We start from the raw sequence: 23,957 nt of genomic DNA, 5'->3' as shown, positions 1-23,957 counted from the left end.
CGTCAGGATGGAGCTGTCGGAGCTGGGGGTACGGGAGGAGGATACCGGCGGCCGGTAGCGGCGAGGGCGTCGCGCGGGAGCGCTCGTAGCCCCGCTGGGCGTCTTGGCGTCGGTGAGGGTGCCGTCGGGGGCGAAGGTGACCCCCGAGCGCCGGTGTCGAGGGCGCGTTCGATGACCTCGCCGACGATGTCCCCGCGGGTGCCGGTGATCCCGTGGTCGGCGTGGGCGCGGGCGGCGGGTTCGACCGCGCAACGGCTTGCGGCTTCGCCCGCCGGGTCGCCCGCGGGCGGCCGGCTACGCGGCGCGGCCGGGCGGGCGGGTGAGTTCCACGGCGGCCTGGACGGTGTTCGCCTGATGGTCCGCCTGGCGTGCGACGGGCAGCCGGACCGGCTGGAAGCGTCGCTGGTACTGGGCGCACCAGTCCCTCAGGAGGCGGTCGGGGCGGGCGTCGGCCGGGTCGAGGGCGCGGCGCAGCAGGGCGGCCGTGCGGACCGGGATGCGGTGGGCCCACAGTTCGATGCCGGCCAGTTTCGCCCGGGTCATCAGGCCCGGGCGCAGGAGGTCCTGTCCGCCGGCTCGCGGGTCCCATTCGTCGGCGAGCTGCCGCAGTGCGGCCAGCGGGGTGCGCGCGGCCCTGAGCAGGGCGGTGTCGTCCGGGTGGGGCGGGGTGGCGTCCAGCAGTTCGGTGAGCAGCCGGCCCCGGTCGCGCAGTTGGTCGGCGCAGGCGGTCAGGCGGGTGCGGGCGTCGTCGGCCGGGCGGGTGTCCGTGAGGTGGTCGCTGGTCCAGGCCGGTGTCTCGACGATGACCGTCGCGCCGCCGTGGCGCCGGGGGGCGAACCAGGTGCCGGCGAGGACGCCGGTGTCCTTCCGGTGGTCCGGGGCCAGCATGCCGGTGGTGCTCTCCTGCCGGTCGAGGTGGTGGGGCTCCATCAGGAAGACGCCGGGGCCGCGGGCCTGCAGCCAGAACGTGTCGTAGCTGCCGGTCTCGACGGGGATGCCGAGGTCGGCGGCGGACTTCGCGAGCGGGTCGGCGAGGGCGGCCGGGTCGCGGGTGGCCTGGACGAAGGTGCCGCCGATGTCGGCGCCGTGCAGGGAGAACTGGAGGGACGGGCGGAGTTCGTCGATCAGGTCGAGGAGGATCCGGCTCTCCGGGAGCGTCCCGCCGATCGCCGGGGCCCATTCGGGTTGTTCCTCGGCGGCGGGGCGGAAGTAGTGCGCGAAGTACTCGGGCAGGGTCCGGGCGTGGTGGCCGCCTTCGGCCAGGTGTGCCCCGTCGGGGTCGAGGCAGAGCAGGAGGTGCCAGGCCGTCGATTCGCGCAGGTCGGGTCGGGCCAGGACCCGGTGGGCCAGTTCCACGAGGCCGGAGCGGCCGGGGAACTCGTCGGCGTGGGCGCCGGTGACGACGAGCACGTTGTCCGCGGCGTGGCCGATCGACAGGAGCAGCAGGGGCCGGCCGGCGCGGGAGGTGCCGAGGGTGCGCACCCGGCACAGGTGCGGGTGTCGGGCGGCCAGCAGGTGTGCGGTGGCGGTGAGTTCTTCCAGTGTGGGGTGGCGGTCGTGGAGCAGGACCGCCCTGCCCGCACTGGTCGAGGTGTCGGTGAGCATCGGTTCCGTCCCCTCCCCGGTGGCGCCCTTGGTGGCGCCGTTGCGGAGATCGCAGTACATCCGCTAGGGGCGTCGGCCGTCCAGGGTGCCGGGGCCGGGGGCCGGGGCTCCGGGGAGGGGAACGCTCTGCGATGGGGAGATCGCCCGCCGCCATATGCTTGTCATATTTGCTGGTGGCGCGGTGGGGGCGTGGGTGGACTTCCGGTTGTTGGGCTCGGCGGCCGTGGTGGCCGCGGATGGGCGGGAGCTCGCTGTCGGGTCGGTGAAGCGCCGGAGTCTGCTGGCGATGCTGGTGCTGAACCCGGGTGCGCCGGTGGGGGTCGAGCGGCTGACCGAGGCGCTGTGGGAGGAGGAGCCGCCGCGGCATTCGCGCACGGTCATCCAGAACCACGTGTCCGGGCTGCGCGCGGTGCTGGCCGCGCACGGGGCCGGCGACGGCGGGGTCGAGCTGGTGACCGACGGCGGCGCGTACCTGCTGCGGGTGCCCGAGTCGGCGGTGGACGCAAGGCGGTTCGAGCGGCTCGTAGGGTCGGCCCGCTCGGCGCCGGACGCGGACGCGTCGGTGGCGGTGCTGCGCGAGGCGCTCGGGCTGTGGCGGGGGCCGGCGCTGGCCGGGACGACGCCGAGTCTGCCGTTGCGGTGCGCCGCGCAGGCGCTGGAGGAGCTGCGGCTCGCGGCGGTGGAGGAGCTGGCGCGCGCGTACGGGCAGCTCGGTGACCACGGGTCGGCGGCCGGGGTGCTGGGCACCGAGGCCGCGCTGAACCCGCTGCGGGAGTCGCTGGTCGCGGCGCTGATGACCGCGCTGGGGCAGGCCGGGCGGCGCTCGGAGGCGATGGAGTGGTTCCACCGCGCCCGCCGGGCCCTGGCCGAGCAGTTGGGGATCGGTCCGGGGGCGGAGCTCGTCGAGGCGCACGAGGCGCTGCTGCGCACCGACGCCCCCGCCGCGCGGCCCGCCCCGCCGGCCGTCGAGGGCGCCCCCGCCGCCCCCACCGCAGCTCCCGCGCAGTGGCCGTTCCCCCGGCGCCCCCGCGGCTTCTCCGGACGCGAGGAGGAGCTGGCCGCGCTCGACCGGGCCGCCGCCTCCCCCGGGGCGATCGCCGTGGTCGCCGGCGGGGCCGGGGTCGGCAAGACCGCCCTGGCCGTGCACTGGGCCCACCGCCACCGGGCCGACTTCCCCGACGGGCGGCTGTTCGTCGACCTGTGCGGGCACAGTCCGCTGCCCGAGCGCTCCACCCCCGCCGTGCTGCGCGAACTGCTGCTCGCCCTCGGGCTGCCGGCCGAGCGGATGCCCCACTCCCCCGAGGCGCTGGCCGCCCACTACCGGGAACTGACCGCCGGGCGCAGGATGCTGATCGTCCTGGACAACGCGCGCACCTCCGACCAGGTCCGCCCGCTGCTGCCCGACGGGGAGGGCTGCGTCACCGTGGTGACCAGCCGCGAGCGGCTCGGCGGGCTGGTCGCCTCGGACGCCGCCCGGCCCGTCCCGCTGGCCGAACTGTCCGCGCCGCAGTCCGTCACCCTGCTCGCCGACACCCTGGGCCCGGAGCTGGTCTCGGCCGAGCCCGAGGCCGCCGCCCAGCTGGCCGTCCTGTGCGACGGGCTGCCGCTGGCGCTGCGCCTGGCGGCGGCCCGCGTCGCCACCTGCCCGGCCCGGGGCCTTGCCGCCATGGCCGACGAACTGGCCGACGAGCAGGTCCGGTTGGGCCTGCTGGACGTGGAGGACACCAGCGTCGCGGCCGCCCTGGCGCTGACCGTGCAGCACCTGTCCGACCCGGCCCGCCGGATGTTCCACCGCCTCGGCACCCACACCGGCGCCACCCTCGACAGCCGCACCGCCGCCGCGCTGGCCGGCGACGCACTGCCCCGGGCCGCGGGCGCACTGGGGCAGTTGGCCGCCGCCCACCTGGTCGTCGAGATCGGCCGCGACGCCTACACCCTGCACGACCTGGTCCGCCTCTACGCCCGCAGCCTGCCGCCGCGCCCGGGCGAGGACGACGCCGAGGTGCTGCCCCGCCTGCTCGACCACCTGGTGAACACCATGCTCGCCGCGTGCGCCGCCGCCGAGCCGGGCAGCGAGCCGTGCTGCGTCCCCCCGCCGGGGGCGCGGCGGCCCGTCGAGGTCCGTCCGTTCCCGGACCGGGCGAGCGCGCTCGCCTGGTACGCCGCCGAACGCGACACCCTGCGCGGAGCGGTCGAGGCGGCGGTCGCGGCCGGGCTGCACGACCGGGCCTGGCGCCTGGTGCTCCTGCAGTGGCCGCTGATCGTGTGGCAGGTCCGGGACGGCTGGGCGCCGCTGCTCGAACACGGCCTGGCCGCCGCCGAGGCCGACCTCGACCCCGGCGCCCAGTCCCGCGCCCGCGCGCTGCTGGGCTGGGTCCTGCTGGAGGAGGACCGGCCCGAGGAGGCCCTCGTCCACCTGGAGCGGGCGCCCGGCCTCGCCGCCCTGGCCGACGACCGCACCGCGCAGGCCGTCGCCCTGACCAACCTGGCCGTCGCCCTCGCCCGGTACGGCCACGACGCACGGCACGGCGGACCGGCGCGGGTGCGCGCCCTGCTGGCCGAGGCCCTCGCGCTGGCCGAAGAGGCCGGCCGCGCCGACCTCGTCGCCCTGGCCCGCCAGCACCTGGCCGACCAGTGCCTGGCGGCCGGCGACCCCGAACAGGCCGCCCACCACGCCGCCCGCGGCCTGGCCCTCGCCGAGCCGCCCTTCCCGGTCACCCGCCGGGTCGTACTGCAGACCCTCTACGGCCGCGCGCTCGCCGCCACCGGACACCCGGAGGAGGCCGCACTCCACCTCGACGCCGCCCTGCGCTCCGCCCGGGCCCACCAGTACGGCGACGGCGAGGCGGCGGCGGAGGCGGCCCTGCGCGCCCTGCCCGCCACGGCGGGTACGGCGGCCACGACGGCCGGCGCGGCGGGCGCCGAGCCGCGCGCCGCACGACCGGGGGCGGGCCGGGCCCTGCCCGGAGGGTGCTGACGGCCGGCCGCAGCCGGGTCGCGCCGCTCGGCGGCCCCGGCCTCCCCCCGGGAGGCGGGCCCGCCGACGGCACTCAACGGCGTCAGGGCGTGAGGACCCACTTCTGGTTGTCCAGGCCGTTGCAGTCCCAGATGCCCAGCTGGGTGCGGTTGGCGGTGTTGAAGCCGAGCTCGTCCAGGCACTTGCCGGTCAGCACGTTCCTCAGCGAGCCGTCGGGCTGCGGGACCCACTGCTCGCCCGGGCTGCCGACGCAGTTGTAGATCTCGACCTTGGTGCCGTTGGGGCTGTCGGCGCTGCCCCACACCACGTTGAGACACATGCCCAGGGCCCGCACGGAGTTGTCCAGCCCCAGGGTCCACCACTGGGCGGCGGTGCCGTTGCAGTCGTAGATCTGCACCGGGGTGGCGACGTTGCTGCTGCCGTGCGCGACGTCCACGCACTTGCCGCCGTAGCCGACCAGGCGGCCCTGCTTGCCCTGCATGCCGATGACGACCGGGCGGATCGTGTCGGTGGCGATGTCACCGGGGTGGCAGACCGAGGTGGACATCCCGTTGCCGACCACGGTGTTGCCGGCGACCCAGTAGGTGATCGGCTGGTTGGAGATGACGTAGAAGCAGACCGTCTCGACGTGCCAGACGGTGCCGGCCGGCACGTTGTTGCAGGTCGCGGATGCCATCCCGGCGCCTCGGCCGGTGGAGCAGTTGCCGGGGGTGTCGGCCTGCGCGACGGACGGCAGGACGGCGACACCCACCAGGGCGAGCAGGGCGGTCAGTAAGGCGGCGAAGGTTCGGCGCATGCGAGAAGGACCCCTTCCGGTGGACACGGACCGACCAGGTGTGTGGTGGAGCGCGTGGTCGGTGTCGCCCAGCGTGGGGGATGTGGTGATTGACCGTCAACTGTCGTGAAAGCTTTGTCTAAAACTTGTTCACATCAGCTGACCACAGCGAGTCCGCGTCAGCCGCGCCCGCCGGACACAAGCATCTTGTGGCCCATCGCCAACACCGGCGACGCGCACGCCGAGCCCAGCACCGCCCCGGCGATGACGTCGCCGGGATAGTGCACGCCCGTGTGCACCCGCGAGTAGCCCCCCGCGCACGCGAACATCCCCAGCGGGACCGAGGCCGGGGGCAGCACCGCCCCGACGGCGGTCGCCAGCGCGAAGGCCGAGGCGGTGTGCCCGGAGGGTTGACCGCTGTTGCCGTTTCCATCGGCGAGTCTCAGCAATTCGGACATTTCGACTGTTTGTCAGTGCTGCCCGGTATGGTCCGGATAGTCGTCGGTCTGGCTCGGGTTGGGGGTGTCTTGTGCGGAGGTTCGAGGCGCGTCCCGGTTTCGTGGTCCAGGCGTACCGTTTCGCGCTGGATCCGAACTCCGGGCAGGAGACAGCCTTTCGGTCGCACTGCGGTGCGGCACGGGCCGCGTACAACTGGGCCGTCTCATGGGTCGGGGCGTCGTGGTGGCAGCGAAAGGCCGAGGAGTCCTACGGCATTCCCGAGGCCGAGCTGACGCCGTGGCGGCCGTGGTCGCCGCCCGCGTTGCGCAAGGAGTTCAACCAGGCCAAGAAGGCCGATCCGAGGTTCGCCGCAGCCGACATGACCGACCGCGACGCGGCGAAGGAAGTGCTGTTCCGGCTGCGACTGATGCACCCGGAGATCACGATCGTCTGGGCCGACTCGGCCTATGCCGGACAGCTGGTCGGCTGGGCGAAGAAGTACCTGAACCTGACGATCAAGACCGTCAGCCGGCCCAAGGACGCGAAGGGGTTCGTCGCCCTTCCCCGGCGTTGGGTGGTCGAGCGGTCCCACGCCTGGATCATGCACGCCCGCCGGCATGCCCGCGACCATGAACGGCTCGTCCAGCACTCCGAGTTGCTGATCACCTGGGCCGCGATCACCATCATGACCAGGCGCATCACCCAGAGGCAGTCCCGGCGGAAGGGGCAGCCGGGGAGCCGGCCCGGACGACCCGTCCGGGCCGGCTCCCCGCTGTCGTGCCACCTGCTACAGCAGCCCCGTCGTCAGAGCCAGGCGCCGTTCTGCACCGTCTGCACATACGCGCCGTTCTTCATCGCGATGGCCATCCCGCCCCACATGCCGGGGGTGTAGGCGGACGAGGCGCCCCAGGTGTTGTCGTACTGGCCTACGGGCCGACACTGGATGTCTTGAGTGTAGACGTTGCCCAGGGAGTTGTACTGGAGCCAGACACAGATCTGGTCGACGGCGCCGCCGCAGTTGTTACCGCCACCCTGGACCCATACCTTGCCGTCGAGGCTGTGGTAGGGCTGGCCGACGTAGAGGTCACACGACGCCAGGGACGGCGACTGGGACGCGACCGGGGCGGCCACGGCCGTGCCGGCCGTGCCGAGCCCTGCGATGACGACTGCGGCCGCGCCCGCAGCGGCGAACTTCCGCATACCGAACATGGTTTTCTCCCCGAGTTTGGCGGGGGCCACGTGAGCCCCACGAGTTGCCTCATTGATCGTGCTTCTCGCGAGCTATCCTCGTCAATGTCCGTAAATGGAGCTGGAGTTGTCGGCCCCATCTGAAGAGGAACCGGATCCGCCGCTTCCCTGGCCGTCGACCGGGGAATCCGGCACCGCGCGGGCACGAACATGCCAGGATCGCGGCGATGAGGGAGAAAGTTCGATCCGAATCAGCCAAACAATTGGCCGACGCGCGGAGGCCGACGCGGCCTCGGTCCCCCGGCTCACCACGCTGTCTATGTTGTCCAGCACCGCGCGGAGCAGCCCCGGGAACCGCTCGTCGAACTCGTCGGTGCACAGCCGGGCGCTCTGCTGCTGCCCCTGGTGGGTGCGGAGGATCAGGCCGCACTCGCACAGCACCCGGAAGTGGTGCGAGGCGTTCGACTTGCTGATCCCCCCAGGGCGTTGTAGATCACGGAGCACTCGGTCTTGCCCTGGCGGGCCAGCAGGTCGACGATCCGCAGCCGCAGCGGATCGCTGAGACCGTGCATGGCAGCGGCCAGGCTGACGTTGGCCCCAGTTCGGCGTGGAACGCATCGCCGGGGTGCTCCCGAGCGTGGCGGACGACATGCACACCTCGGGGCCCGTCGCTGCAGCGGGCCACCTGCTTCTCCTCACCACGCCGGTCCGGCCTGCGACCGACGCCTGACCGTCCCGGCTCAGTCGGCGGGTTCCTCATCGACGTCACCGATCTCCACACGCAGGTCGTGGATGCTCTGCTGGGCCTCGATGAGAGCGGCCTCCGTCCGGCCCAGGGCCCGGCGGACCCCGTCCACGTCGCCGTTCTCGAAGTGGAGGTGAGCGCTGAGCGCGTCCGCGGCGACGGCGATCGCCATCGCCGATGCCATCCGGCCCGGGGGCGTCTCGTCCTGGTCAAGGTCCATGAGTTGCACGCCAGTGCGCTGCAGCCGGTTGGTCAGCGCGTTGGTCGACACGGCGGAGCCATCGGGGCCGGCCTGATCGATCCACCCGAGCAGCACCTCGGCCTGGTCCTGGTCGATTCCCAGCCGCGTCGCGGCGGTGACCTCCAGCTCAACCTTGGCCAGCAGGACCCCGAGCAGCCGCCGGCGGTTCTCCTCCACGAAGGAGGCGTGGTACCTGCCCGCCGGGTCGAGCACGATCGTCACCGACGACGGGTCGACCGGAAGCGCGCGGGACCACTTCACCCGCACGTCACCGATCTTCGCCAGGTTCAGCTTCCCGTTATACAGCAGGACCCACCGCTGATCGGTGTGATGAGCTACCGCCTTGAGGACCAGATCATGATCAAGGTTGTCGAAGAACCCCTGGATGTCCATATCGATCACCCAGTAGGTGATCGGCTGGTTGGAGATGACGTAGAAGCAGACCGTCTCGACGTGCCAGACGGTGCCGGCCGGCACGTTGTTGCAGGTCGCGGATGCCATCCCGGCGCCTCGGCCGGTGGAGCAGTTGCCGGGGGTGTCGGCCTACGCGACGGACGGCAGGACGGCGACACCCACCAGGGCGAGCAGGGCGGTCAGTAAGGCGGCGAAGGTTCGGCGCATGCGAGAAGGACCCCTTCCGGTGGACACGGACCGACCAGGTGTGTGGTGGAGCGCGTGGTCGGTGTCGCCCAGCGTGGGGGATGTGGTGATAGACCGTCAACTGTCGTGAAAGCTTTGTCTAAAACTTGTTCACATCAGCTGCCCACAGCGAGTCCGCGTCAGCCGCGCCCGCCGGACACGAGCACCTTGTGGCCCATCGCCAGCACCAGCGACGCGCACGCCGAACCCAGCACCGCCCCGGCGATGACGTCGCCGGGATAGTGCACGCCCGTGTGGACCCGCGAGTAGCCCACCGCGCACGCGAACATCCCCAGCGGGACCGAGGCCGGGGGCAGCACCGTCCCGACGGCGGTCGCCAGCGCGAAGGCCGAGGCGGTGTGCCCGGACGGGAAGGAGGCCGAGGTCGGCATCGGCACCTGGCGGTCCACCCGCACCCGCGCGCCCTCGCGGTCGGGGCGCGGGCGGCGCACCAGCCCCTTGCCGAGGATGTTGGAGCTGAACGAGGCGAGGGCGACGGCCGCCGCGCCCGCGAGCCCGGCCCGGCGGCAGCGGCCGGGGACCAGCGTCAGCGCCACCGCGACCGACAGGTTGATCTTCGAGCGGTCGGCGGCCGCGGAGAGCCTGCGCAGGCGCACGTCCAGCGCGGGCGTGTCGGTCGCCGCGACGGCCGCGTAGAGCGCGCCGTCGAGTGCGGACAGGTCGTGCAGGACGGTGTCGTTCACACCCCGGCCTCCGTCCGGGCGGCGGCCGGGGTACGAACGAGAGCCAGGCGCACCACATCGCGCCAGTCCAGGCCGCGGGTGCGGTCCTGCAGGGCGGGGTCGACGCCGGGACGGTTGCGCGGGACGCGCACCCGCAGGGGCTGGGCGCCGAGGGTGCAGACGACCGGCGTGGGCAGGATCAGCGCCTCGCCGTCGACGGCGACCGGGATTCGCTCGGCGTCCGCACGCACCGTGACCCGGCGTGCCGACATCACCGTCAGGCCGGTGGCCTGTGCGCCGAGCAGTGCCAGCTCGGCGGCCTGGGCGGCGCCGTCGACGCGGACGGCGAGGACGCCGAGCACGCCCCGGTCCAGGCGCGGGCGTCGGCCCACGCCGATCACGTCGGGAGCGGCGTAGGGGTTGTTGCTGACCAGCAGCGCCTGCGGGGCGTCGAGGCGGTGGTCGTCGGCCTGGGCGGTCATTCGGGGGCCGTTCTCGCCGAGCAGCAGGTCCGGCAGGGCGTCCAGGGCGGTGGCGGTCTTGGCGTCGCGGTACTGGGGGCTCTGCACGATCGCGGCGTAGGCGCCGAAGGAGACGGTGTTGACGAAGGGCCGGTCCCCCACCCGGCCGAGGTCCACGCGCAGTTCGACGCCGTCGCGCAGCGCGTCCAGGCCGGTGGAGGGGTCGGTGCGGTCGAGACCGAGGTCCATCGCGAAGTGATTGCGGGTGCCGGCGCAGACCACCAGGAACGGCAGGCCCGCCTCGGCCGCGACGGCGGCGACCAGCGCCTGGGTGCCGTCCCCGCCGGCCACGCCGATCAGGTCGGCGCCCTCGGCGACGGCCTGGCGGGCCAGCTCGCCCACGTCCTGCTGGACGGAGGTGTCCAGCAGGATCACCTTGGCACCCAACTCCTCGGCCTTGCGGACCAGTTGAAAGCGCTCGACCTTGCCGCCGCCGGACTTCGGGTTCATGATCAGCACCGGCCGCCGGGGCGCCGGCACCTCCCGCTCGGGCATCGCCTTGGGCGGCCGGGCCGCCCGCAGCGCCGAGCGGGCCAGGGCCAGCCCGACGAACCAGAGGACGAGCGCCACCACCACCGGCAGCAGCACCTCGGAGACGACCGCCAGCACGATCACCCCGATCGGCGCGGCGACCGCGAGCACCGCGCCGACCACCCGGGTCACCCCGCGGTAGGCCAGCACCCACCACGCGCCGACGGCCATCAGCACGAGCCCGACGGTCTCGGCGATCAGCACCAGCAGCCCGTGCAGGCCGGTGAACGCGACCACGACCAGCGCGGCCAGCGCGCACAGCAGCGCGATCCGCGCGAGGTTCCGCGGCCCACGGCCCGCCGCCTTCGTCATCGGCTCCCCGCTTCGTGCGCTGGGGCGCCGTCGGCGCCCTCCGGTCCGGTCACGGTAACCGGAGGGCGCCGACACCCGCGTGCCGGGCGCAGCGCGCAGGTCACCGGCGCTCACCCGTTCGGCGCAGCGGCGGCACGTGCGCCGCCCCGGCACGCGGGAGCGCGGGCCGGGGCGGGGCGGGGCGAGGAGGCGTCAGGCGGGGACGATGGCGAAGGAGCCGTTGCTGAGCGCGGTCTCGGTGTAGGGGCCGCTGTCGATGGCCTGCGGGGCGTAGCTGTCGAAGACCTGCCCGTTGACGGTGACGCCGGAGAAGTCCAGGCGGCTGAAGGACGGGTAGCTCTGGCTCGGGGACTCGATCACGGCCTCGGCGCTGACGTTCTGGCCGTTCAGCTGCTGGACGGTGTTCTCGGTCCAGCCCTTGGTGGTGTCGGTGATCTGCAGCGTGTAGGTGGAGCCGCCGCTGTTGACCACCGAGGCGGTGAAGCTGTCGCCGGCGTCCACCGGGTCGTTGAAGTACTGCGGCGGGGCCGGGTACATCTCGTACCAGGCGGAGTAGACCGGGGAGCCGCTGGAGCAGTCGACCTGCACGCCGGTCTGCTCGACGGTCTGCGAGCCGTAGCCGTCGATGCCGACCCAGGGGGCGAACAGGTCGTTGGAGGTGTTGCACTGCACGGTGGGCATGGTCCAGGAGCCGGAGACGCTCTGGAAGCCGCTGCCCTGGGCGACGTAGCCGCCCCAGACGCCGCCGTCGAAGCGGGGGCCGTGGCCGTAGTGGTGCGCGGCGTAGGTGTGCGCGGCGTGGGCGGTGGGGGCCGCGGTGGCCGCGGGGGTGGCGGCCGCGGCGGCCGGCAGGGCCAGCAGGGCGGCGAGCGCGAGGCGGCCGGTGCGGGAAAGGGCCATGGAGGGCTCCTCGACTGGGCGTTGTGGGGGTGCCGCCCAGCTTGGGGGCCGCTTCGGGCGGCCGGGAAGGGAGTCGGGTGGACCGGAACCCGACATGGCGGGAACATGTCGACCGGTCATTCCCTTGATTTAGGCCACCCGGTGGCGCAGAGTCGGCACGTCCGCTGGCGGTGCAGTGCGCGAGGAGGGGTGCCGTGTCGGGGACGGGCATGCTCGCCGGACTCGGCCTCGGTGCGCTGGAGGAGCAGCTCTACCTGCGGCTGCTGGGCCTTCCGGCCGCCGATCCGCAGTGGCTGGCGGCGCAGTTGAACCTGCGGGCCTCGATCGTGGTCGCCGCGCTGGCCGTGCTGGCCGAACTGGGACTGGTGGAGGCGTGCGCGGCGGGGGCGTGGACGGCGGTGCCGCCGGACGTGGCGCTGGAGGAGCTGCTGCTGCGGCGCGAGGTCGAACTGCGGCGCGCCCGGGGCCGGATCGGCGAGCTGATGCGCACCTACCGGCAGGGCCGCCCGGACGCCGAGGCGGCCGGGCCGGTGGAGGTGATCTGCGGGCGCCACTCGATCTCCGAGCTGTGGCGCACCCTGCAGCTGGGGGTGCGCGAGCGGGTGCGGGTGCTGGACCGTCCGCCGTACGTGCGGCAATCCGATCCGCAGACCGAACTCGCCCTGCTGGCACGGGGGGTGACGACCAGGGTGGTGTACCACAGCCGGGTGCTGCGCGACCCGGACCGGCTGGCGGAGATCCGGACCTTCACCGCGGCCGGGGAGCAGGCCCGGGTGCACACCGAAGTGCCGCTGAAGCTGGCCCTGTTGGACGACCGGTGGGCGCTGCTGCCGGTCAGCGCGGGCACCGAGCTGGAGAGCGTGCTGCTGATCCGGCCCTCCACCCTGCTGGACGCGCTGGCCGGGCTGTTCGAGCTGTACTGGGCGCACGGGATGCGGCTGCCGGAGCTGTCCGAGGAGCCGCCGCAGGACCGGCACCGGCAGTTGCTGACGCTGCTGGCGGCGGGACTCACCGACGAGTCGATCGCCCGCCAGCTGGGGGTTTCCACCCGGACGGTGCAGCGCTGGGTGCGGGAGCTGATGGACCGCTTCGGCGCCCGGACCCGCTTCCAGGCGGGCATCCAGGCGGCCCGGGCGGAGCTGCTGTAGAGCCGGTCAGGCGCGATTGCGCAGGTCAGGAGCGGGGCCGGTGGCGCGTGGCAGGCCCGGCGACCACGCGAATGGTGCGGTCAGTGGCTCGGAGTACAGAGACGTACGGAGCCCGGAGCAACAGAGAAAGCGCCCCCACCATGGATCTCGGCCTGCGCTGGAAGCTGCAAGCGGATCCGAATCCTGCTCCGACCCGAGTGGGTGCACCCTCCCGCAGTGTTGACGGGAAGTGCCTTCTGTCAGTGCCGTGTGGCATGTTGATCGTGCCGTCGGTTCCCGGGAAGGGGGTGTTCTTCGTGCAGCTCAGATATTCGTTCCGCCTCTATCCGAACGGACCTCAGCGTTCAGCGCTGGCCCGTGCGTTCGGGTGCTCCCGCGTGGTGTTCAACGACGCGCTGCGTGCACGTGAGGACGCTCGCGCCGCCGGGCTGCCGTTCGTCAAGTCGGCGGAGTTGTCCAAGGCGCTGACCTTTGCGAAGAGCACTCCCGAGCGTGCATGGCTCGGCGAGGTGTCGTCGGTGGTCTTGCAGCAGTCCCTCAGGGACCTGGATGCCGCCTACCGGAACTTCTTCGACGGCCTCAAGGGCAAGCGCCCGAAGATGGGGCCGCCTCGGTTCAAGTCCCGGAAGGACACCCGGCAGGCGATCCGGTTCACCGCGAACGCCCGGTGGAAGATCACGCCCGGCGGGGACCTGTCCCTGCCGAAGATCGGCGACGTGCGGGTGAAGTGGTCCCGTTCCCTGCCCTCGGCACCGTCCACAGTGACGGTGGTCAAGGACAGCGCGGGCCGATACTTCGCCTCGTTCGTCGTGGACACCGCCCCCGAGATCCTTCCCGGGACGGAGCCGATCATCGGCCTTGATCTGGGACTCGGGCACTTCGCCGTCCTCTCGGACGGCACGAAGATCGACAGCCCCAAGTTCCTGCGACGTGCCGAGAAGAAGCTCAAGCGCGCCCAACAGGCCCTGTCTCGCAAGGAAAGGGGCAGCAACAACCGGACCAAGGCCCGCGTCAAGGTCGCCAAGGCGCACGCCAAGGTGGCCGACGCCCGGCGCGAGTTCCATCACCAGCTCTCCACCCGGCTCATGCGCGAGAACCAAGCCGTGGCGGTGGAAGATCTGGCGGTCAAGGGACTCGCCCGTACCAGGCTGGCCAAGTCCGTGCACGACGCCGGGTGGTCGCAGTTCGTCACGATGCTGGAGTACAAGGCCACGAAGTTCGGCCGGACCCTGATCAGGATCGGCCGGTTCGAGCCGACCAGCCAGGTGTGCTCGAACTGCGGCGTCAAAGACGGCCCCAAACCCCTGCACGTCCGCACATGGCAGTGCCAGGCATGCGGGGCGTGGCTGGACCGGGACATCAACGCCGCCGTCAACATCGCCAAGGTCGCCGGACTGGCGGTGACAGCCTGTCGAGCGCAGGTAAGACCGGGACTCGTCCCGGCACAGCGCAAAGAAGCAGGAACCCACCGAGACGGTCACCCGACCGTGGTAGGAATCCCCGACCCATAGGCCGGGGAGCGGAAGTCAACTCGGCTGCTCGCTGTCCTTCGTCGGGGTCGCCGCGGTGATCCGGGCGCAGGGCGGCACCAGCGCGACGGTGACCGGCGCAGTGCTCGTGGTGGGCGGGGTGCTGTTCCTGGTGGGACTTGCGGTCCAGTACTTCGGGGCGCGGATCATCCACGCCACGATGCCGCCGATCGTCACCGGCGCGGTCGTCATGCTGATCGGCTTCAACCTGGCCCCGGTGACCGCGTCGACGTACTGGCCCCAGGACCAGTGGACGGCGTCGGCTCGATGCTCTCCACCGCGCTCGGCGGCCCGCCCAACACCACGTACTCCGAGAACATCGGCGTGATGGCCGCGACCCGGGTCTACTCCACCGCCGCGTACTGGGCCGCGGCCGGCTTCGCGCTGCTGTTCGGCATCTGCCCGAAGTTCGGCGCGGTCGTCGCCGCGATCCCCGGCGGGGTGCTCGGCGGCATCACCGTCATCCTGTACGGCCTGATCGGCCTGCTCGGCGCGCAGATCTGGACCAAGTCCGGCGTGGACCTGCGTAACCCGCTGAACCTGGTGCCGGCCGCGGCGGGCATCATCATCATCATCAGGAACGTGACGATGAAGTTCACCGACACCTTTTCCCTCAGCGGGATCGCGCTGGGCACGCTGGTCGTCATCACCGGCTACCACACGCTGCGCGCACTGGCCCCGGCGCACCTCAGGACGCAGGAACCGCTGCTGGACGAGGGCACCTCCTCCTACGACGAGCCGGCCGAGGGCGGGACGGGGCGCGGCGCCCCGTAGACGCCCGCAGGCCCGGACCGCAGTGGATGCGGTCCGGGCCTGCGGCTCAGGACTTCGGCTCAGACGTCGCCGAACTCTCCACTGCGGACAGCGGCGACGAACGACTTCCAGGCCTGGGTGTGTCAAGTTAACGGCTGATCTTGGTTTTTGAGGTTGTCAGTGGTCAGCGGGGGTGAGGCGGCCGTCGAAGGCGATCTGGAAGGCATTCAGCGGGGCCTTCCAGCGCATGGTCCACTTCCGGCGGCCCTTGCCGGTGGGGTCCAGGCTCATGAGGGCCATGTAGACGCACTTCATCGCGGCGCTCTCGTTGGGGAAGTGCCCGCGGGCGCGGACGGCCTTGCGTATCCGGGCGTTCACGGACTCGATCGCGTTGGTCGAGCAGATGACCTTGCGGATCTCGACGTCGAAGGACAGGAACGGGACGAACTCCGCCCAGGCGTCCGACCACAGCTTCACGATCGCCGGATACTTCCAGCCCCATGCCTCCTGGAACTCCAGGAACCGTTCCGTGGCGGCGTCCTCGTTCGGCGCGGTGCAGACGGGCCGCAGGGCCTTGGCGATCTTGTCCCAGTCCTGGCGCGCGGCGTAACGGAAGCTGTTCCGCAGGAGGTGAACGACACAGGTTTGAACAATCGTTCGAGACCAGACGGTCTCCACCGCTTCCGGGAGGCCCTTCAGGCCGTCGCAGACCAGCATCAGCACGTCGTTCAGGCCCCGGTTCTTCAGCTCGGTGAACACGTGCAGCCAGTACTTGGCGCCCTCGCCGCCGTCTCCGGCCCAGATCCCCAGGATGTCCCGGTGTCCCTCGACGGTCACGGCCATCACGACGTAGATCGGGCGGTTCGCGACCTGCCCGTCACGGATCTTGACGTTGATCGCGTCCACGAACAGCACGGGATAAACTGAGTCCAGCGGGCGGTTGGACCATTCCGCCATCCCCTCCATCACCTTGTCCGTGATCGTGGAGATCGTCTGCTTGGACACCTCCGCGCCGTAGACCTCGGCCAGGTGCGCGGAGATCTCCCCGTGGGTCAGGCCCTTCGCCGACAGCGACAGAACCATCTCGTCGACCCCGGTCAGCCGGCGCTGCCGCTTCCTGACGATCTGCGGCTCGAACGTGCCCGCCACGTCCCTGGGCACCTTGATCTCCACCGGCCCGACGTCCGTGAGCACGGTCTTCGCTCGCGTCCCGTTGCGACTGTTGCCGCTGTTCCGGCCCTCGGCGTCATGCTTCTCGTATCCGAGGTGATCGGTGATCTCGCCCTCCAGGGCGGACTCCAGCACCCGCTTGGTCAGCATCTGCAGCAGCCCGCCCTGCCCGGTCAGCTGCAGCCCTTCGCTGCGGGCCCGCTCCACGAGCATCGCGATCAACTGCTCATCCGACGCGGCCGGCACGGCCGCAGCCGCCGACTCCTCCACGGACTCCATCACGGCAACAGTCTCGGTCATCTCTGGCGTCTCCTTGATCATCAGATCCGCCGTTGATTAGACACTCCCCCCGACCACCCGCATCAAAGTCGCGGGTGGTGAGGAAGACGACCTCGTCCGGCGAGCAGTAGTACAGCGAGCCCAGGCACATCGGGCAGGGGTGGGCGAGCACGTAGATGGTGGTGCCGGTCAGGTGCTCGGTGCCCAGCCTGGTGCAGGCCTCGCGGATGGCGAGGATCTCCGCGTGGGCGGTGGGGTCACCGGTCTGGGCGACCTTGTTCGGGCTCTCGGCGAGGATCGCGCCGTCCTTGACGATGACGGTCGCGAACGGGCGGCCGCCCTCGGCGACGTTCTGACGGGCGATGTCGATGGTGCGCTGGACGAAGTCCATGAGGGGTCCTCCGAAGATGGAAGGGGGAAGCGAGGCCCCGGCAGGCGGCCTCGCGGGGTTCGGGGAACGAGGCGGGGCGGGGCGGGAGGCTGCTCCCGGCCCGCCCCGCTGCCGTCCGTCTGTGACGCCGTCGTGGTGTCCGAGCGTCAGAAAGGCTTGGTCGGCAGGTACTTGCCGTCCAGGGTGATGACGGCGCGCTCACCGCCCTCGGGGTCGGCGACCTTCTTCACGTCGAGCTTGAAGTTGATCGCCGAGATGATGCCGTCACCGAACTCCTCGTGGACCAGGGCCTTGAGGGTCGTGCCGTAGACCTGGAGCATCTCGTAGAAGCGGTACATGGTCGGGTCGGTCGGGATCCGGTTCGGCATCGAGCCACGGACCGGGATGGTCTGCAGCAGCATCACCGCGTCCTCGTCCAGGCCCAGCAGCTCGGCGACGGCCTTCGCGGACTCCTCCGGCAGCGGGTGCTGACCGAGAACGGCGGCGGTGGTGAAGGCCACCGACAGGCCGGAGGCCTCGGCGATCTGCTTCCAGGAGAGGTTCTTTCGGGTCTTGGCCTCGACGGCGACGGCGGCCAGGGCCTCACGAGCGGTCGGGTCGAACTGGGCGTGCACCATGATCAATACGTCCTTTCGGGGGCGCGTCACCCGGAGACGGGGTGGCGCGAGGGGGGTGTGGGGGTGTGGTGGGTCAGGCGACGGCGAGCGCGGGGGCGGTCAGGTTCTCGACGCGGCCGGTGGGAATGTCGTAGACCCAGCCGTGCAGGGTGGTCTTGCCCTCCGCCAGGGCCTTGGCGACCGAGGGGTGGGTGGCCAGGTTCGCCAGCTGGGCGAGCACGTTCTGCCGCACCAGGGCGTCGACGTCACCCTCGACGGCGGTACGGGCCACCGAGGCGTCCGCGAGCCGCAGCCAGTCGGCGACCGCCGGGACGCCGCTGAGGTCGTGGCCCTCGGCCAGGGCGGTCATCGCACCGCACGCGGAGTGACCGCAGACGATGATGTCCTTGACGCCCAGAGCGGCGACCGCGTACTCGATGCTCGCCGCGACTCCGTCGGCGCCGGGGGTGTAGGCGGGGACCAGGTTGCCGGCGGTGCGGATGACGAACAGATCGCCAGGCTCGGTGCCGGTGATCAGTTCCGGGACGACGCGGGCGTCGGAGCAGCTGATGAACAGCGTGTCCGGGGTGTGGTGCGTCGCGAGGTGGGCGAAGAGCTCCGCCTTGGCCGGGAAGACGTCCCTCTGGAAACGGGCGACGCCCTCGGTGAGGTCCTTCATTGGTCACTCCTCTCGGTGGTGATCGACCCTGTGGGCTGTTGAGATCCACCATGCATGACCTGCTCTTATAGTGTCCAAGAGTTGTTGACCATGAAAGCCATTGCTCGCACCTATAGTTGTTGCCATGGCTGTTCTCGAACTCCGTCACCTGCGCTATCTGCTCGCCGTGGCCGAACACGGCAACTTCACCCGCGCCGCCGAGGAGCTGCACATCTCGCAGCCCACGCTCTCCCAGCAGATCAGGCAACTGGAGCGGACCCTGGGCGTGCAGCTGCTGGACCGCACCGGCCGCACGGTACGGCTCACCGACGCCGGCGCCGTCTACACCGACCACGCCCGGCGCGCACTGCGCGACCTGGCCGCCGCCGAACGCGCCGTCCACGACGTCAAGGACCTCTCCCGCGGCCACCTGCGCCTGGGCGCCACCCCCACCTTCACCGCCTACCTGATCGGCCCGCTCACCGCCGAGCTCCACACCCGCCACCCCGGCGTCGGCCTCACCCTGACGGAGACGACCCAGGACCGCATCGAAGCGGCCCTGCTCGCCGATGACCTCGACCTCGGCATCGCCTTCGCCGGCCCCCACCTGCCCGGCATCACCGCCACGCCGCTGTTCACCGAGGCCCTCAGCCTCGTCACCGCCACCCCGCGCGCCCAGGCAATGCCCAGCCCGCTACCCGTCCGCGCCCTCAAGGACGAGCAACTCGCCCTGCTCAGCGGCGACTTCGCCACCCGCGGCCACGTCGACGCCTACTTCGCCCAGCACCGGGCCACCCCCCGCATCGCGGTCGAGGCCAACTCCATCCAGGCCCTCACCGAGATCGTCCGACGCACCCCGCTGGCCACCGTCCTGCCCGACGCCACCACCCACGACCACCCCCACCTCGCCCCTGTCCCCCTCGACCCTCCCCTGCCCACCCGCACCGTCACCCTCCTGCGCCGCGAGGGCGCCTACCAGAGCGTCGCCGCCCGCGCCTTCGCCGAGCTCACCCACCACCTCGTCCACACCCGCGGCTACGCCCCGCCCCGGTGAACCACCCACCTCGGTCCGGGCCCGCCGATCCGGCCATTGGTCTGGACCGGAACAGGCCCGCAATGTGGTCTGGGGCACGCCCCAGGGGCTCCGAGGTGAAAAGGGTCACCTCCGGCGGGCCTGCGGGCGTCCGGACGGCGCCCGGGCCCGTGGGGACTGGGCGGGCGCGGTTTCGGCACGGCCAGAGGGCCTGTCCGCTTCGGGACCTTGGTCATGAATCCGGCCGACCTTCGACCCGGTGGTGGCACGTGTGTACCCGGGCAACCGTGGACGGTCGCCCGATGTGACCGGGCGGTGGCGCCGTCCAGCGTGGGCGGCGTCGTTCCCTGCCGTCTACCCGGCGCACGGCGTGCGTGAGAAGCGCAGAGCCGTACGCTCCGGAGGACCCCGAATTCCCATGTCCCAGACCATCGACAACGCCCCGTATACCGCCTTCCACCGCAGGCTGGCCCTCGCCTGTTCCGGTGGGCCCCTGCTCGACGGCTACATCCTGAGCATCGTCGGCGTCGCCCTGATCGGCATGCGCCCCGACCTCGGCCTGTCCACCGCGGAGGTCAGCCTGATCGGCGCCGCCGCCCTGGTGGGCATGTTCGTCGGCGGCGCCCTCTTCGGCGTGCTGACCGACAAGATCGGCCGGGAGGTGATGTACACCGCCGACCTGCTGGTGATGGTCGTCTGCTCGGTGCTCTCGTTCTGGGTGGACTCGGTGTGGGCGATCACCGTGCTGCGCTTCGTGCTCGGCATGGCCGTGGCCGCCGACTACCCGATCGCCACCTCCCTGCTCGCCGAGTGGCTGCCCACCAAGCACCGCGGGCGCCTGCTCGGCCAGCAGATCGTCGCCTGGTACGCCGGCTCGGTGCTCGCCTACGTGGTGGGCTACCTGTTCCTGGAGCTGGCCGGACCGGGCAGCTGGCGGTGGATGCTGGCCAGCTCCACCGTGCTGTGCGTGGTCTTCCTGGTGATCCGCCGCGGCTCCCCCGAGTCGCCGCGCTGGCTGGCCGCCAACGGGCGGGTCGGCGACGCGGTGCGCGTGGTCGAGAAGCACCTCGGGGTCCGGGTCGACGGCCGCGAGCTGATGCCCGACCCGGCCGAGCGTGCCCGCAGCGTCGGCGGGCTGCGCCTGCTGATGACCCCGCCCTACCGGCGCCGCACCCTGTTCTGCGGCCTGTTCTTCCTCTGCCAGGTCGGCCCGCTGTTCGCGATGCTCACCTTCGGCCCGCAGATCCTCTCCTCCTTCGGCATGCCGGGCGGCACCGTGATGGAGACCCTGGGCACCGGGCTGATCAGCCTGGTCTTCCTGCTCGGCTGCTACCCGGCCCTGCGCCTGATCGACACCCGCGGCCGGCGCCCCGTCATCATCTGGTCCTTCGCCCTGATGACCGTCCCGCTGGCCCTGCTGGGCGTGTGGCCCGCCGCGCCGGCCGCCGTCGCGCTGACCGCGCTGTGCGCGTACGCCTTCCTGTGCGGCGGGCCCAACGTGCTCGACTGGACCTACCCCAACGAGCTCTTCCCGACCGAGATCCGGGCCACCGCCGTGGGCGTGGCCACCTCGGTCAGCCGGATCGGCGCGGCGGTCGGCACCTACCTGCTGCCGCTGTCGCTGTCCGGGCTCGGCACCGGCCCGACCATGCTCATCGCCGCCGGCATCACGGCCCTCGGGCTGCTGGTGTGCGTGCTGTGGGCGGAGGAGACCCGCGGGACGGCGCTGGGCGCCTCGCCGGCGCCCCACCGTACGGGCAAGGCGCCGGCCGTTCCGGCGCAGCGCGTGCCGCAGACGGTGCGCTGACCGTGCGCTGAGGGCCGACGCTCGAACGGCGGCGCCCCCGGGAACACCCGGGGGCGCCGCCTTCGGCTTACCGGACGTCGACAGCAAGCGCCGAGCTCACACCGGGTCGGACGTGGGGCGGCTTTGTCAAGCCCGTACCGGAGCCGGCCTCTCGGCAGTAGCCTCGGCCCTCTGCGACGACGCAACGACGGCCCTGGCGGGGCGAATTGGAGGCGAAGGGTGGCCGAGGGGAAGGCCGGGGGCGGCGACGGGGCCGGGCGGGAGGGCCCTGCGCTGCACGAGCGCGAGGCGGAGATCCGCTCGGCCGCGCAGGCGATCGAGGCGCTCACCCGGCCCGAGGCCGGGCTGGGAGAGCTGCTGCTCTACACCGGTGCGGCCGGGCTGGGGAAGACCGCGGTGCTGACCGAGGTGCGGCGGGCGGCCAAGCGGGCGGGCTGCACGGTGCTGTTCGCCCGGGGCGGGCAGCGGCAGTGCCACGAACCGTTCCACGTGGTGCGCCAGCTGGTGCGACCGGTGCTGTCGGCCCTGTCCGACGCGGAGCGGGCGCAGGTCTTCGGGCCGTGGGAGGAGATCGTCGGTCCGGCAGCGGGACTGCGGCCGCCCGGCGGGCAGCTCGATCCGCAGGGGGTGCGCACCGGGCTGGACTTCGTCCTCACCCGCCTCGTCCAGCTCCGCTCGCCGGTGGCGGTGATCGTGGACGACCTGCACTGGGCCGACCCGGAGTCGCTCGGCTGGTTGGCGGGCTTCGCGGTCCGCGCCCGGGAGCTGCCGGCCCTGCTGGTGCTCGCCTGCCGCGACGAGTTCCCCGACGACGCCCTGCCGCTGCAGCGCGGTCTCACCGACCGGGCCGACCGCAGGCACGAACTGCGGCCGCTGCAGCCCTCCTCGGTCGCGCACCTGGTCCGCGCGGCCCTGGGCGCGCGGGCCGAGGACGCCTTCTGCCGCCACGTCTGGGCGGTCACCGCCGGGAACCCGTACGAAACCGCCGCCCTGCTGCGCGAGGTGGCCGACCAGCGGCTCGACCCGGTCGAGGAGAGCACCGGGCAGCTGCGCGAACTCGCGGCCACGGCACGGGGGATGACGCTGCGGCACTGGCTGGAGCGGCTCGGTCCGACCGCGCTGCGCTTCGCCTGGGCGGCGTCGGTGCTGGACACCGACGTCCGGCCCGACCTCGCCGCCGCCATCTGCGCCCAGGGGCCGGAGACCGCCGCCCAGTCCATCCGGGAGCTGCGCCGGCACCAGGTGCTGATCGGCACACCGTCGGGCCGGCTGGAGTTCGTCCACCCGCTGGTCGCCACCTCGGTCTACCAGTCGATGCCGCCCGCCGCCCGGACCGGGATGCACGGAGTCGCCGCCGTCGAGGTCGAGAACGCCGGCCTCGGCCTGCTGGCGGCGTCCCGTCACCTGCTGGAGATCCTGCCCGAAGGGGACGGCGCCATCGTCGACAAGCTGCGCCGGGCGGCCCGCGAGCACCTGGCCATCGGCGCGCCCGAAGCGGCGCAGCGCTGCCTGCGCCGTGCCATCAGTGAGCCGCCCGCCGATGAGGACCGGGCCCCGGTGCTCTACGAACTCGGCTGCTCGGCGTTGCTCACCGATCCGGCGACCACGGTCAACCAGCTGCGTCAGGCGCTCGCCGACCCGTACGGGCTGAGCCCCGAGCTGCGGGTGGACGCGGTCTTCCGGCTGGCCCAGGCGCTTGCCCACAGCAACCGGCTCGGCGAGGCGGCCGCGCTGTGCGCCGAGGAGGCGGCGCGCACCCGGCCCGGCCCGGGGCGGCTTCGGCTGGAGGTCGCCCACTTCATGTTCGCCGCGTTCCGGTTCGAGGACGAGGACGGGCCGGGCCGCTCCCGGCGGCTCGCGGAGTTCGCCCGGATGCTGGACACGGTCGGCCTGGCCTTCACCGACACCGTCGAGGACGGGGCGGCCCTGGGTGAGGCCGTGTTCGAGCACGACGGCCTGGCTCACGCGGTGGCTGTGCTGCGTTGTTGGGACCTCACGCTGCGCGGCGGCGACCGCGCGGAGGTGATCGCCCTGGCCGAGTCGGCGCTGCCGGGCGGCCGGCTGCCCCGTGGTCTCGGCTGGACCAACACCACGTGGGGCTTCGAGCTGCCCGGAGTCCTGGGCATCAGCTACCTGTACGCCGACCGGGTCGACCGGGCGGAGGAGCTGTTCACCGAGGCGGTGCGCGCCTACGAGGTGGCCGGGTGGAGCGGCGGCCACCTCGGCTTCGCCTACCTGCTGACCGGCATGCTCCGGTTCCGCTGCGGTGTCCTCGTCGAGGCGGAGGACTACCTGCGCCGGGCCCTGCGCATCGCCGAGCGGATCGGCCCGGGCACCCCGCTGCACTGGGACGCGGTCGGGGCGCTGGCCGAGACCCTGGCGGCGCGCGGCCGGCTGGACGAGGCCCTGGAGCTGGCACACGAGCACGCCTTCGGGCCGCCGTACCCGACGGTGATGGTGCTGCCCGACGCTTCCACGCTGTACGGCCGGCTGCTGCTGGCCGGGGGCGACGCGTCGGGCGCGGCCGAGGCGCTGGCCGCCGCGGGCGCGGCCCTGGACGCGCGCGGGTGGCGCAACACGGTGTGGGCGCCGTGGCTGGGGCACCTGGCCCGCGCGGTGGCCGTCGACCAGCCGGAGCGGGCCCGTGGCCTGGCCGCGGAGGCGGTCCGCCGGGCCCGGGAGTCCGGGACGGACTCGGCCATCGGCAGCGCCCTGCGGCTCGGCGCCGCGGTGCACGAGCGGCCGCGCGCGGCCGAGCTGCTGACGGAGGCGGTTCGGCATCTGGAGCGCTCGCCCGCCCGCTACGAGCACGCGCTCGCCCTGGTGGACCTGGGGGAGGCGCTGGGCGCGGCCCCGGCCGGCGGGGCCGCGCTCACCCGGGGCCTGGAGCTGGCCGTCCGGTGCGGCGCCGACGGCCTGGCCGCCCGGGCCCGCGGTCTCCTGCACTCGGACGCCGCGGGCTGAGGCGGGCTCCTGGCGGGCTGTGGCGGACCGGGCGGTGGGGCCGCGGGCGGGCCACTCTTGAATTTTACCGTCCC

At 72.6% G+C, this 23,957-nt stretch carries 19 protein-coding genes and 2 pseudogenes; 8 read left to right on the top strand and 13 right to left on the bottom strand.

Annotated elements, in window-relative coordinates; all coding sequences use genetic code 11:
* Positions 1-294: 294 nt before the first annotated feature.
* Positions 295-1,665: a M14 family zinc carboxypeptidase gene (locus ACIRYZ_RS27770; protein WP_402949081.1), complete on the bottom strand. Its 1,371-nt coding sequence runs from the start codon at positions 1,663-1,665 to the stop codon at positions 295-297.
* A gap of 202 nt (positions 1,666-1,867) precedes the next feature.
* Between ACIRYZ_RS27770 and ACIRYZ_RS27765 the strand changes: the two genes are divergently transcribed.
* On the top strand, positions 1,868-4,582 hold the full coding sequence (locus tag ACIRYZ_RS27765; protein WP_402949078.1) for a BTAD domain-containing putative transcriptional regulator: 2,715 nt from the start codon (positions 1,868-1,870) through the stop codon (positions 4,580-4,582).
* An 82-nt stretch (positions 4,583-4,664) separates the two neighbouring features.
* On the opposite strand, the gene ACIRYZ_RS27760 is transcribed toward ACIRYZ_RS27765, so the two are convergent.
* Positions 4,665-5,378: a ricin-type beta-trefoil lectin domain protein gene (locus ACIRYZ_RS27760; protein ID WP_402949075.1), complete on the bottom strand. Its 714-nt coding sequence runs from the start codon at positions 5,376-5,378 to the stop codon at positions 4,665-4,667.
* A 158-nt stretch (positions 5,379-5,536) separates the two neighbouring features.
* Positions 5,537-5,815, bottom strand: coding sequence for a phosphatase PAP2 family protein (locus ACIRYZ_RS27755; RefSeq protein WP_402949072.1), 279 nt, complete (start codon positions 5,813-5,815; stop codon positions 5,537-5,539).
* Between the two features lie 119 nt (positions 5,816-5,934).
* Between ACIRYZ_RS27755 and ACIRYZ_RS27750 the strand changes: the two are divergent.
* Positions 5,935-6,687, top strand: a pseudogene (locus ACIRYZ_RS27750) (transposase); the annotation flags it as partial.
* On the opposite strand, the gene ACIRYZ_RS27745 reads toward ACIRYZ_RS27750, so the two are convergent.
* From ACIRYZ_RS27745 to ACIRYZ_RS27720, 6 genes are all read right to left on the bottom strand, one after another.
* Complete coding sequence (locus tag ACIRYZ_RS27745; protein ID WP_402949070.1) at positions 6,600-7,004, bottom strand: hypothetical protein; 405 nt, start codon at positions 7,002-7,004, stop codon at positions 6,600-6,602. The pseudogene ACIRYZ_RS27750 and the gene ACIRYZ_RS27745 sit on opposite strands and share 88 nt — an antisense overlap.
* Positions 7,005-7,402: 398 nt before the next feature.
* Positions 7,403-7,555, bottom strand: a complete 153-nt coding sequence (locus tag ACIRYZ_RS27740; RefSeq protein WP_402949067.1) for a hypothetical protein — start codon at positions 7,553-7,555, stop codon at positions 7,403-7,405.
* 168 nt (positions 7,556-7,723) lie between these two features.
* Positions 7,724-8,470 carry a hypothetical protein gene (locus tag ACIRYZ_RS27735; protein ID WP_402949064.1) on the bottom strand — a complete coding sequence of 249 codons (747 nt, stop codon included), beginning with the start codon at positions 8,468-8,470 and terminating at the stop codon, positions 7,724-7,726.
* 278 nt (positions 8,471-8,748) lie between these two features.
* Positions 8,749-9,312 carry a phosphatase PAP2 family protein gene (locus ACIRYZ_RS27730; protein ID WP_402949061.1) on the bottom strand — a complete coding sequence of 188 codons (564 nt, stop codon included), beginning with the start codon at positions 9,310-9,312 and terminating at the stop codon, positions 8,749-8,751.
* On the bottom strand, positions 9,309-10,655 hold the full coding sequence (locus ACIRYZ_RS27725; protein ID WP_402949059.1) for a diacylglycerol/lipid kinase family protein: 1,347 nt from the start codon (positions 10,653-10,655) through the stop codon (positions 9,309-9,311). The genes ACIRYZ_RS27730 and ACIRYZ_RS27725 overlap by 4 nt, the downstream gene beginning before the upstream one ends.
* Positions 10,656-10,847: 192 nt before the next feature.
* Positions 10,848-11,555, bottom strand: a complete 708-nt coding sequence (locus ACIRYZ_RS27720) for a G1 family glutamic endopeptidase (RefSeq protein ID WP_402949057.1) — start codon at positions 11,553-11,555, stop codon at positions 10,848-10,850.
* A 194-nt stretch (positions 11,556-11,749) separates the two neighbouring features.
* On the opposite strand from ACIRYZ_RS27720, the gene ACIRYZ_RS27715 reads away from it, so the two are divergent.
* The 3 genes and pseudogenes from ACIRYZ_RS27715 to ACIRYZ_RS27705 form a co-directional block, all read left to right on the top strand.
* Entirely contained in the window at positions 11,750-12,703 is a 954-nt protein-coding gene (locus ACIRYZ_RS27715) for a LuxR C-terminal-related transcriptional regulator (RefSeq protein ID WP_402949055.1), read from the top strand.
* A gap of 296 nt (positions 12,704-12,999) precedes the next feature.
* Positions 13,000-14,214 carry an RNA-guided endonuclease InsQ/TnpB family protein gene (locus ACIRYZ_RS27710; RefSeq protein ID WP_402949185.1) on the top strand — a complete coding sequence of 405 codons (1,215 nt, stop codon included), beginning with the start codon at positions 13,000-13,002 and terminating at the stop codon, positions 14,212-14,214.
* A 13-nt stretch (positions 14,215-14,227) separates the two neighbouring features.
* Positions 14,228-15,006 (top strand): annotated as a pseudogene (locus tag ACIRYZ_RS27705) (solute carrier family 23 protein); the annotation flags it as partial.
* Positions 15,007-15,162: 156 nt separating this feature from the next.
* On the opposite strand, the gene ACIRYZ_RS27700 reads toward ACIRYZ_RS27705, so the two are convergent.
* From ACIRYZ_RS27700 to ACIRYZ_RS27685, 4 genes are all read right to left on the bottom strand, one after another.
* Positions 15,163-16,434, bottom strand: coding sequence for an IS256 family transposase (locus ACIRYZ_RS27700; RefSeq protein ID WP_402949182.1), 1,272 nt, complete (start codon positions 16,432-16,434; stop codon positions 15,163-15,165).
* On the bottom strand, positions 16,382-16,825 hold the full coding sequence (locus ACIRYZ_RS27695; protein ID WP_402949053.1) for a nucleoside deaminase: 444 nt from the start codon (positions 16,823-16,825) through the stop codon (positions 16,382-16,384). The genes ACIRYZ_RS27700 and ACIRYZ_RS27695 overlap by 53 nt, the downstream gene beginning before the upstream one ends.
* A gap of 146 nt (positions 16,826-16,971) precedes the next feature.
* Positions 16,972-17,442 carry a cyanase gene (cynS, locus tag ACIRYZ_RS27690; protein WP_402949050.1) on the bottom strand — a complete coding sequence of 157 codons (471 nt, stop codon included), beginning with the start codon at positions 17,440-17,442 and terminating at the stop codon, positions 16,972-16,974.
* Between the two features lie 73 nt (positions 17,443-17,515).
* Positions 17,516-18,100, bottom strand: a complete 585-nt coding sequence (locus tag ACIRYZ_RS27685; protein WP_402949047.1) for a carbonic anhydrase — start codon at positions 18,098-18,100, stop codon at positions 17,516-17,518.
* Between the two features lie 124 nt (positions 18,101-18,224).
* Between ACIRYZ_RS27685 and cynR the strand changes: the two genes are divergently transcribed.
* The 3 genes from cynR (at position 18,225) to ACIRYZ_RS27670 (ending at position 23,883) form a co-directional block, all read left to right on the top strand.
* Entirely contained in the window at positions 18,225-19,133 is a 909-nt protein-coding gene (gene cynR, locus ACIRYZ_RS27680) for a transcriptional regulator CynR (RefSeq protein WP_402949044.1), read from the top strand.
* A 397-nt stretch (positions 19,134-19,530) separates the two neighbouring features.
* On the top strand, positions 19,531-20,919 hold the full coding sequence (locus tag ACIRYZ_RS27675) for an MFS transporter (protein WP_402949041.1): 1,389 nt from the start codon (positions 19,531-19,533) through the stop codon (positions 20,917-20,919).
* Positions 20,920-21,138: 219 nt separating this feature from the next.
* Positions 21,139-23,883, top strand: a complete 2,745-nt coding sequence (locus ACIRYZ_RS27670; protein ID WP_402949038.1) for an ATP-binding protein — start codon at positions 21,139-21,141, stop codon at positions 23,881-23,883.
* Positions 23,884-23,957: the final 74 nt, after the last annotated feature.

The sequence above is a fragment of the Kitasatospora sp. NPDC101155 genome (genome assembly GCF_044768305.1).
In the GTDB taxonomy this organism is placed as follows: Bacteria; Actinomycetota; Actinomycetes; order Streptomycetales; family Streptomycetaceae; genus Kitasatospora.
This window is presented reverse-complemented; position numbering and strand designations above follow the sequence as displayed.

Coding starts and splice junctions, on each gene's coding strand:
- ACIRYZ_RS27770 (WP_402949081.1), bottom strand. CDS start 1,665: ATGTACTGCGATCTCCGCAACGGCGCCACCAAGGGCGCCACCGGGGAG.
- ACIRYZ_RS27760 (WP_402949075.1), bottom strand. CDS start 5,378: ATGCGCCGAACCTTCGCCGCCTTACTGACCGCCCTGCTCGCCCTGGTG.
- ACIRYZ_RS27755 (WP_402949072.1), bottom strand. CDS start 5,815: ATGTCCGAATTGCTGAGACTCGCCGATGGAAACGGCAACAGCGGTCAA.
- ACIRYZ_RS27745 (WP_402949070.1), bottom strand. CDS start 7,004: ATGTTCGGTATGCGGAAGTTCGCCGCTGCGGGCGCGGCCGCAGTCGTC.
- ACIRYZ_RS27740 (WP_402949067.1), bottom strand. CDS start 7,555: ATGCACGGTCTCAGCGATCCGCTGCGGCTGCGGATCGTCGACCTGCTG.
- ACIRYZ_RS27735 (WP_402949064.1), bottom strand. CDS start 8,470: ATGGCATCCGCGACCTGCAACAACGTGCCGGCCGGCACCGTCTGGCAC.
- ACIRYZ_RS27725 (WP_402949059.1), bottom strand. CDS start 10,655: ATGACGAAGGCGGCGGGCCGTGGGCCGCGGAACCTCGCGCGGATCGCG.
- ACIRYZ_RS27720 (WP_402949057.1), bottom strand. CDS start 11,555: ATGGCCCTTTCCCGCACCGGCCGCCTCGCGCTCGCCGCCCTGCTGGCC.
- ACIRYZ_RS27700 (WP_402949182.1), bottom strand. CDS start 16,434: ATGGAGTCCGTGGAGGAGTCGGCGGCTGCGGCCGTGCCGGCCGCGTCG.
- ACIRYZ_RS27695 (WP_402949053.1), bottom strand. CDS start 16,825: ATGGACTTCGTCCAGCGCACCATCGACATCGCCCGTCAGAACGTCGCC.
- cynS (WP_402949050.1), bottom strand. CDS start 17,442: ATGGTGCACGCCCAGTTCGACCCGACCGCTCGTGAGGCCCTGGCCGCC.
- ACIRYZ_RS27685 (WP_402949047.1), bottom strand. CDS start 18,100: ATGAAGGACCTCACCGAGGGCGTCGCCCGTTTCCAGAGGGACGTCTTC.
- cynR (WP_402949044.1), top strand. CDS start 18,225: ATGGCTGTTCTCGAACTCCGTCACCTGCGCTATCTGCTCGCCGTGGCC.
- ACIRYZ_RS27675 (WP_402949041.1), top strand. CDS start 19,531: ATGTCCCAGACCATCGACAACGCCCCGTATACCGCCTTCCACCGCAGG.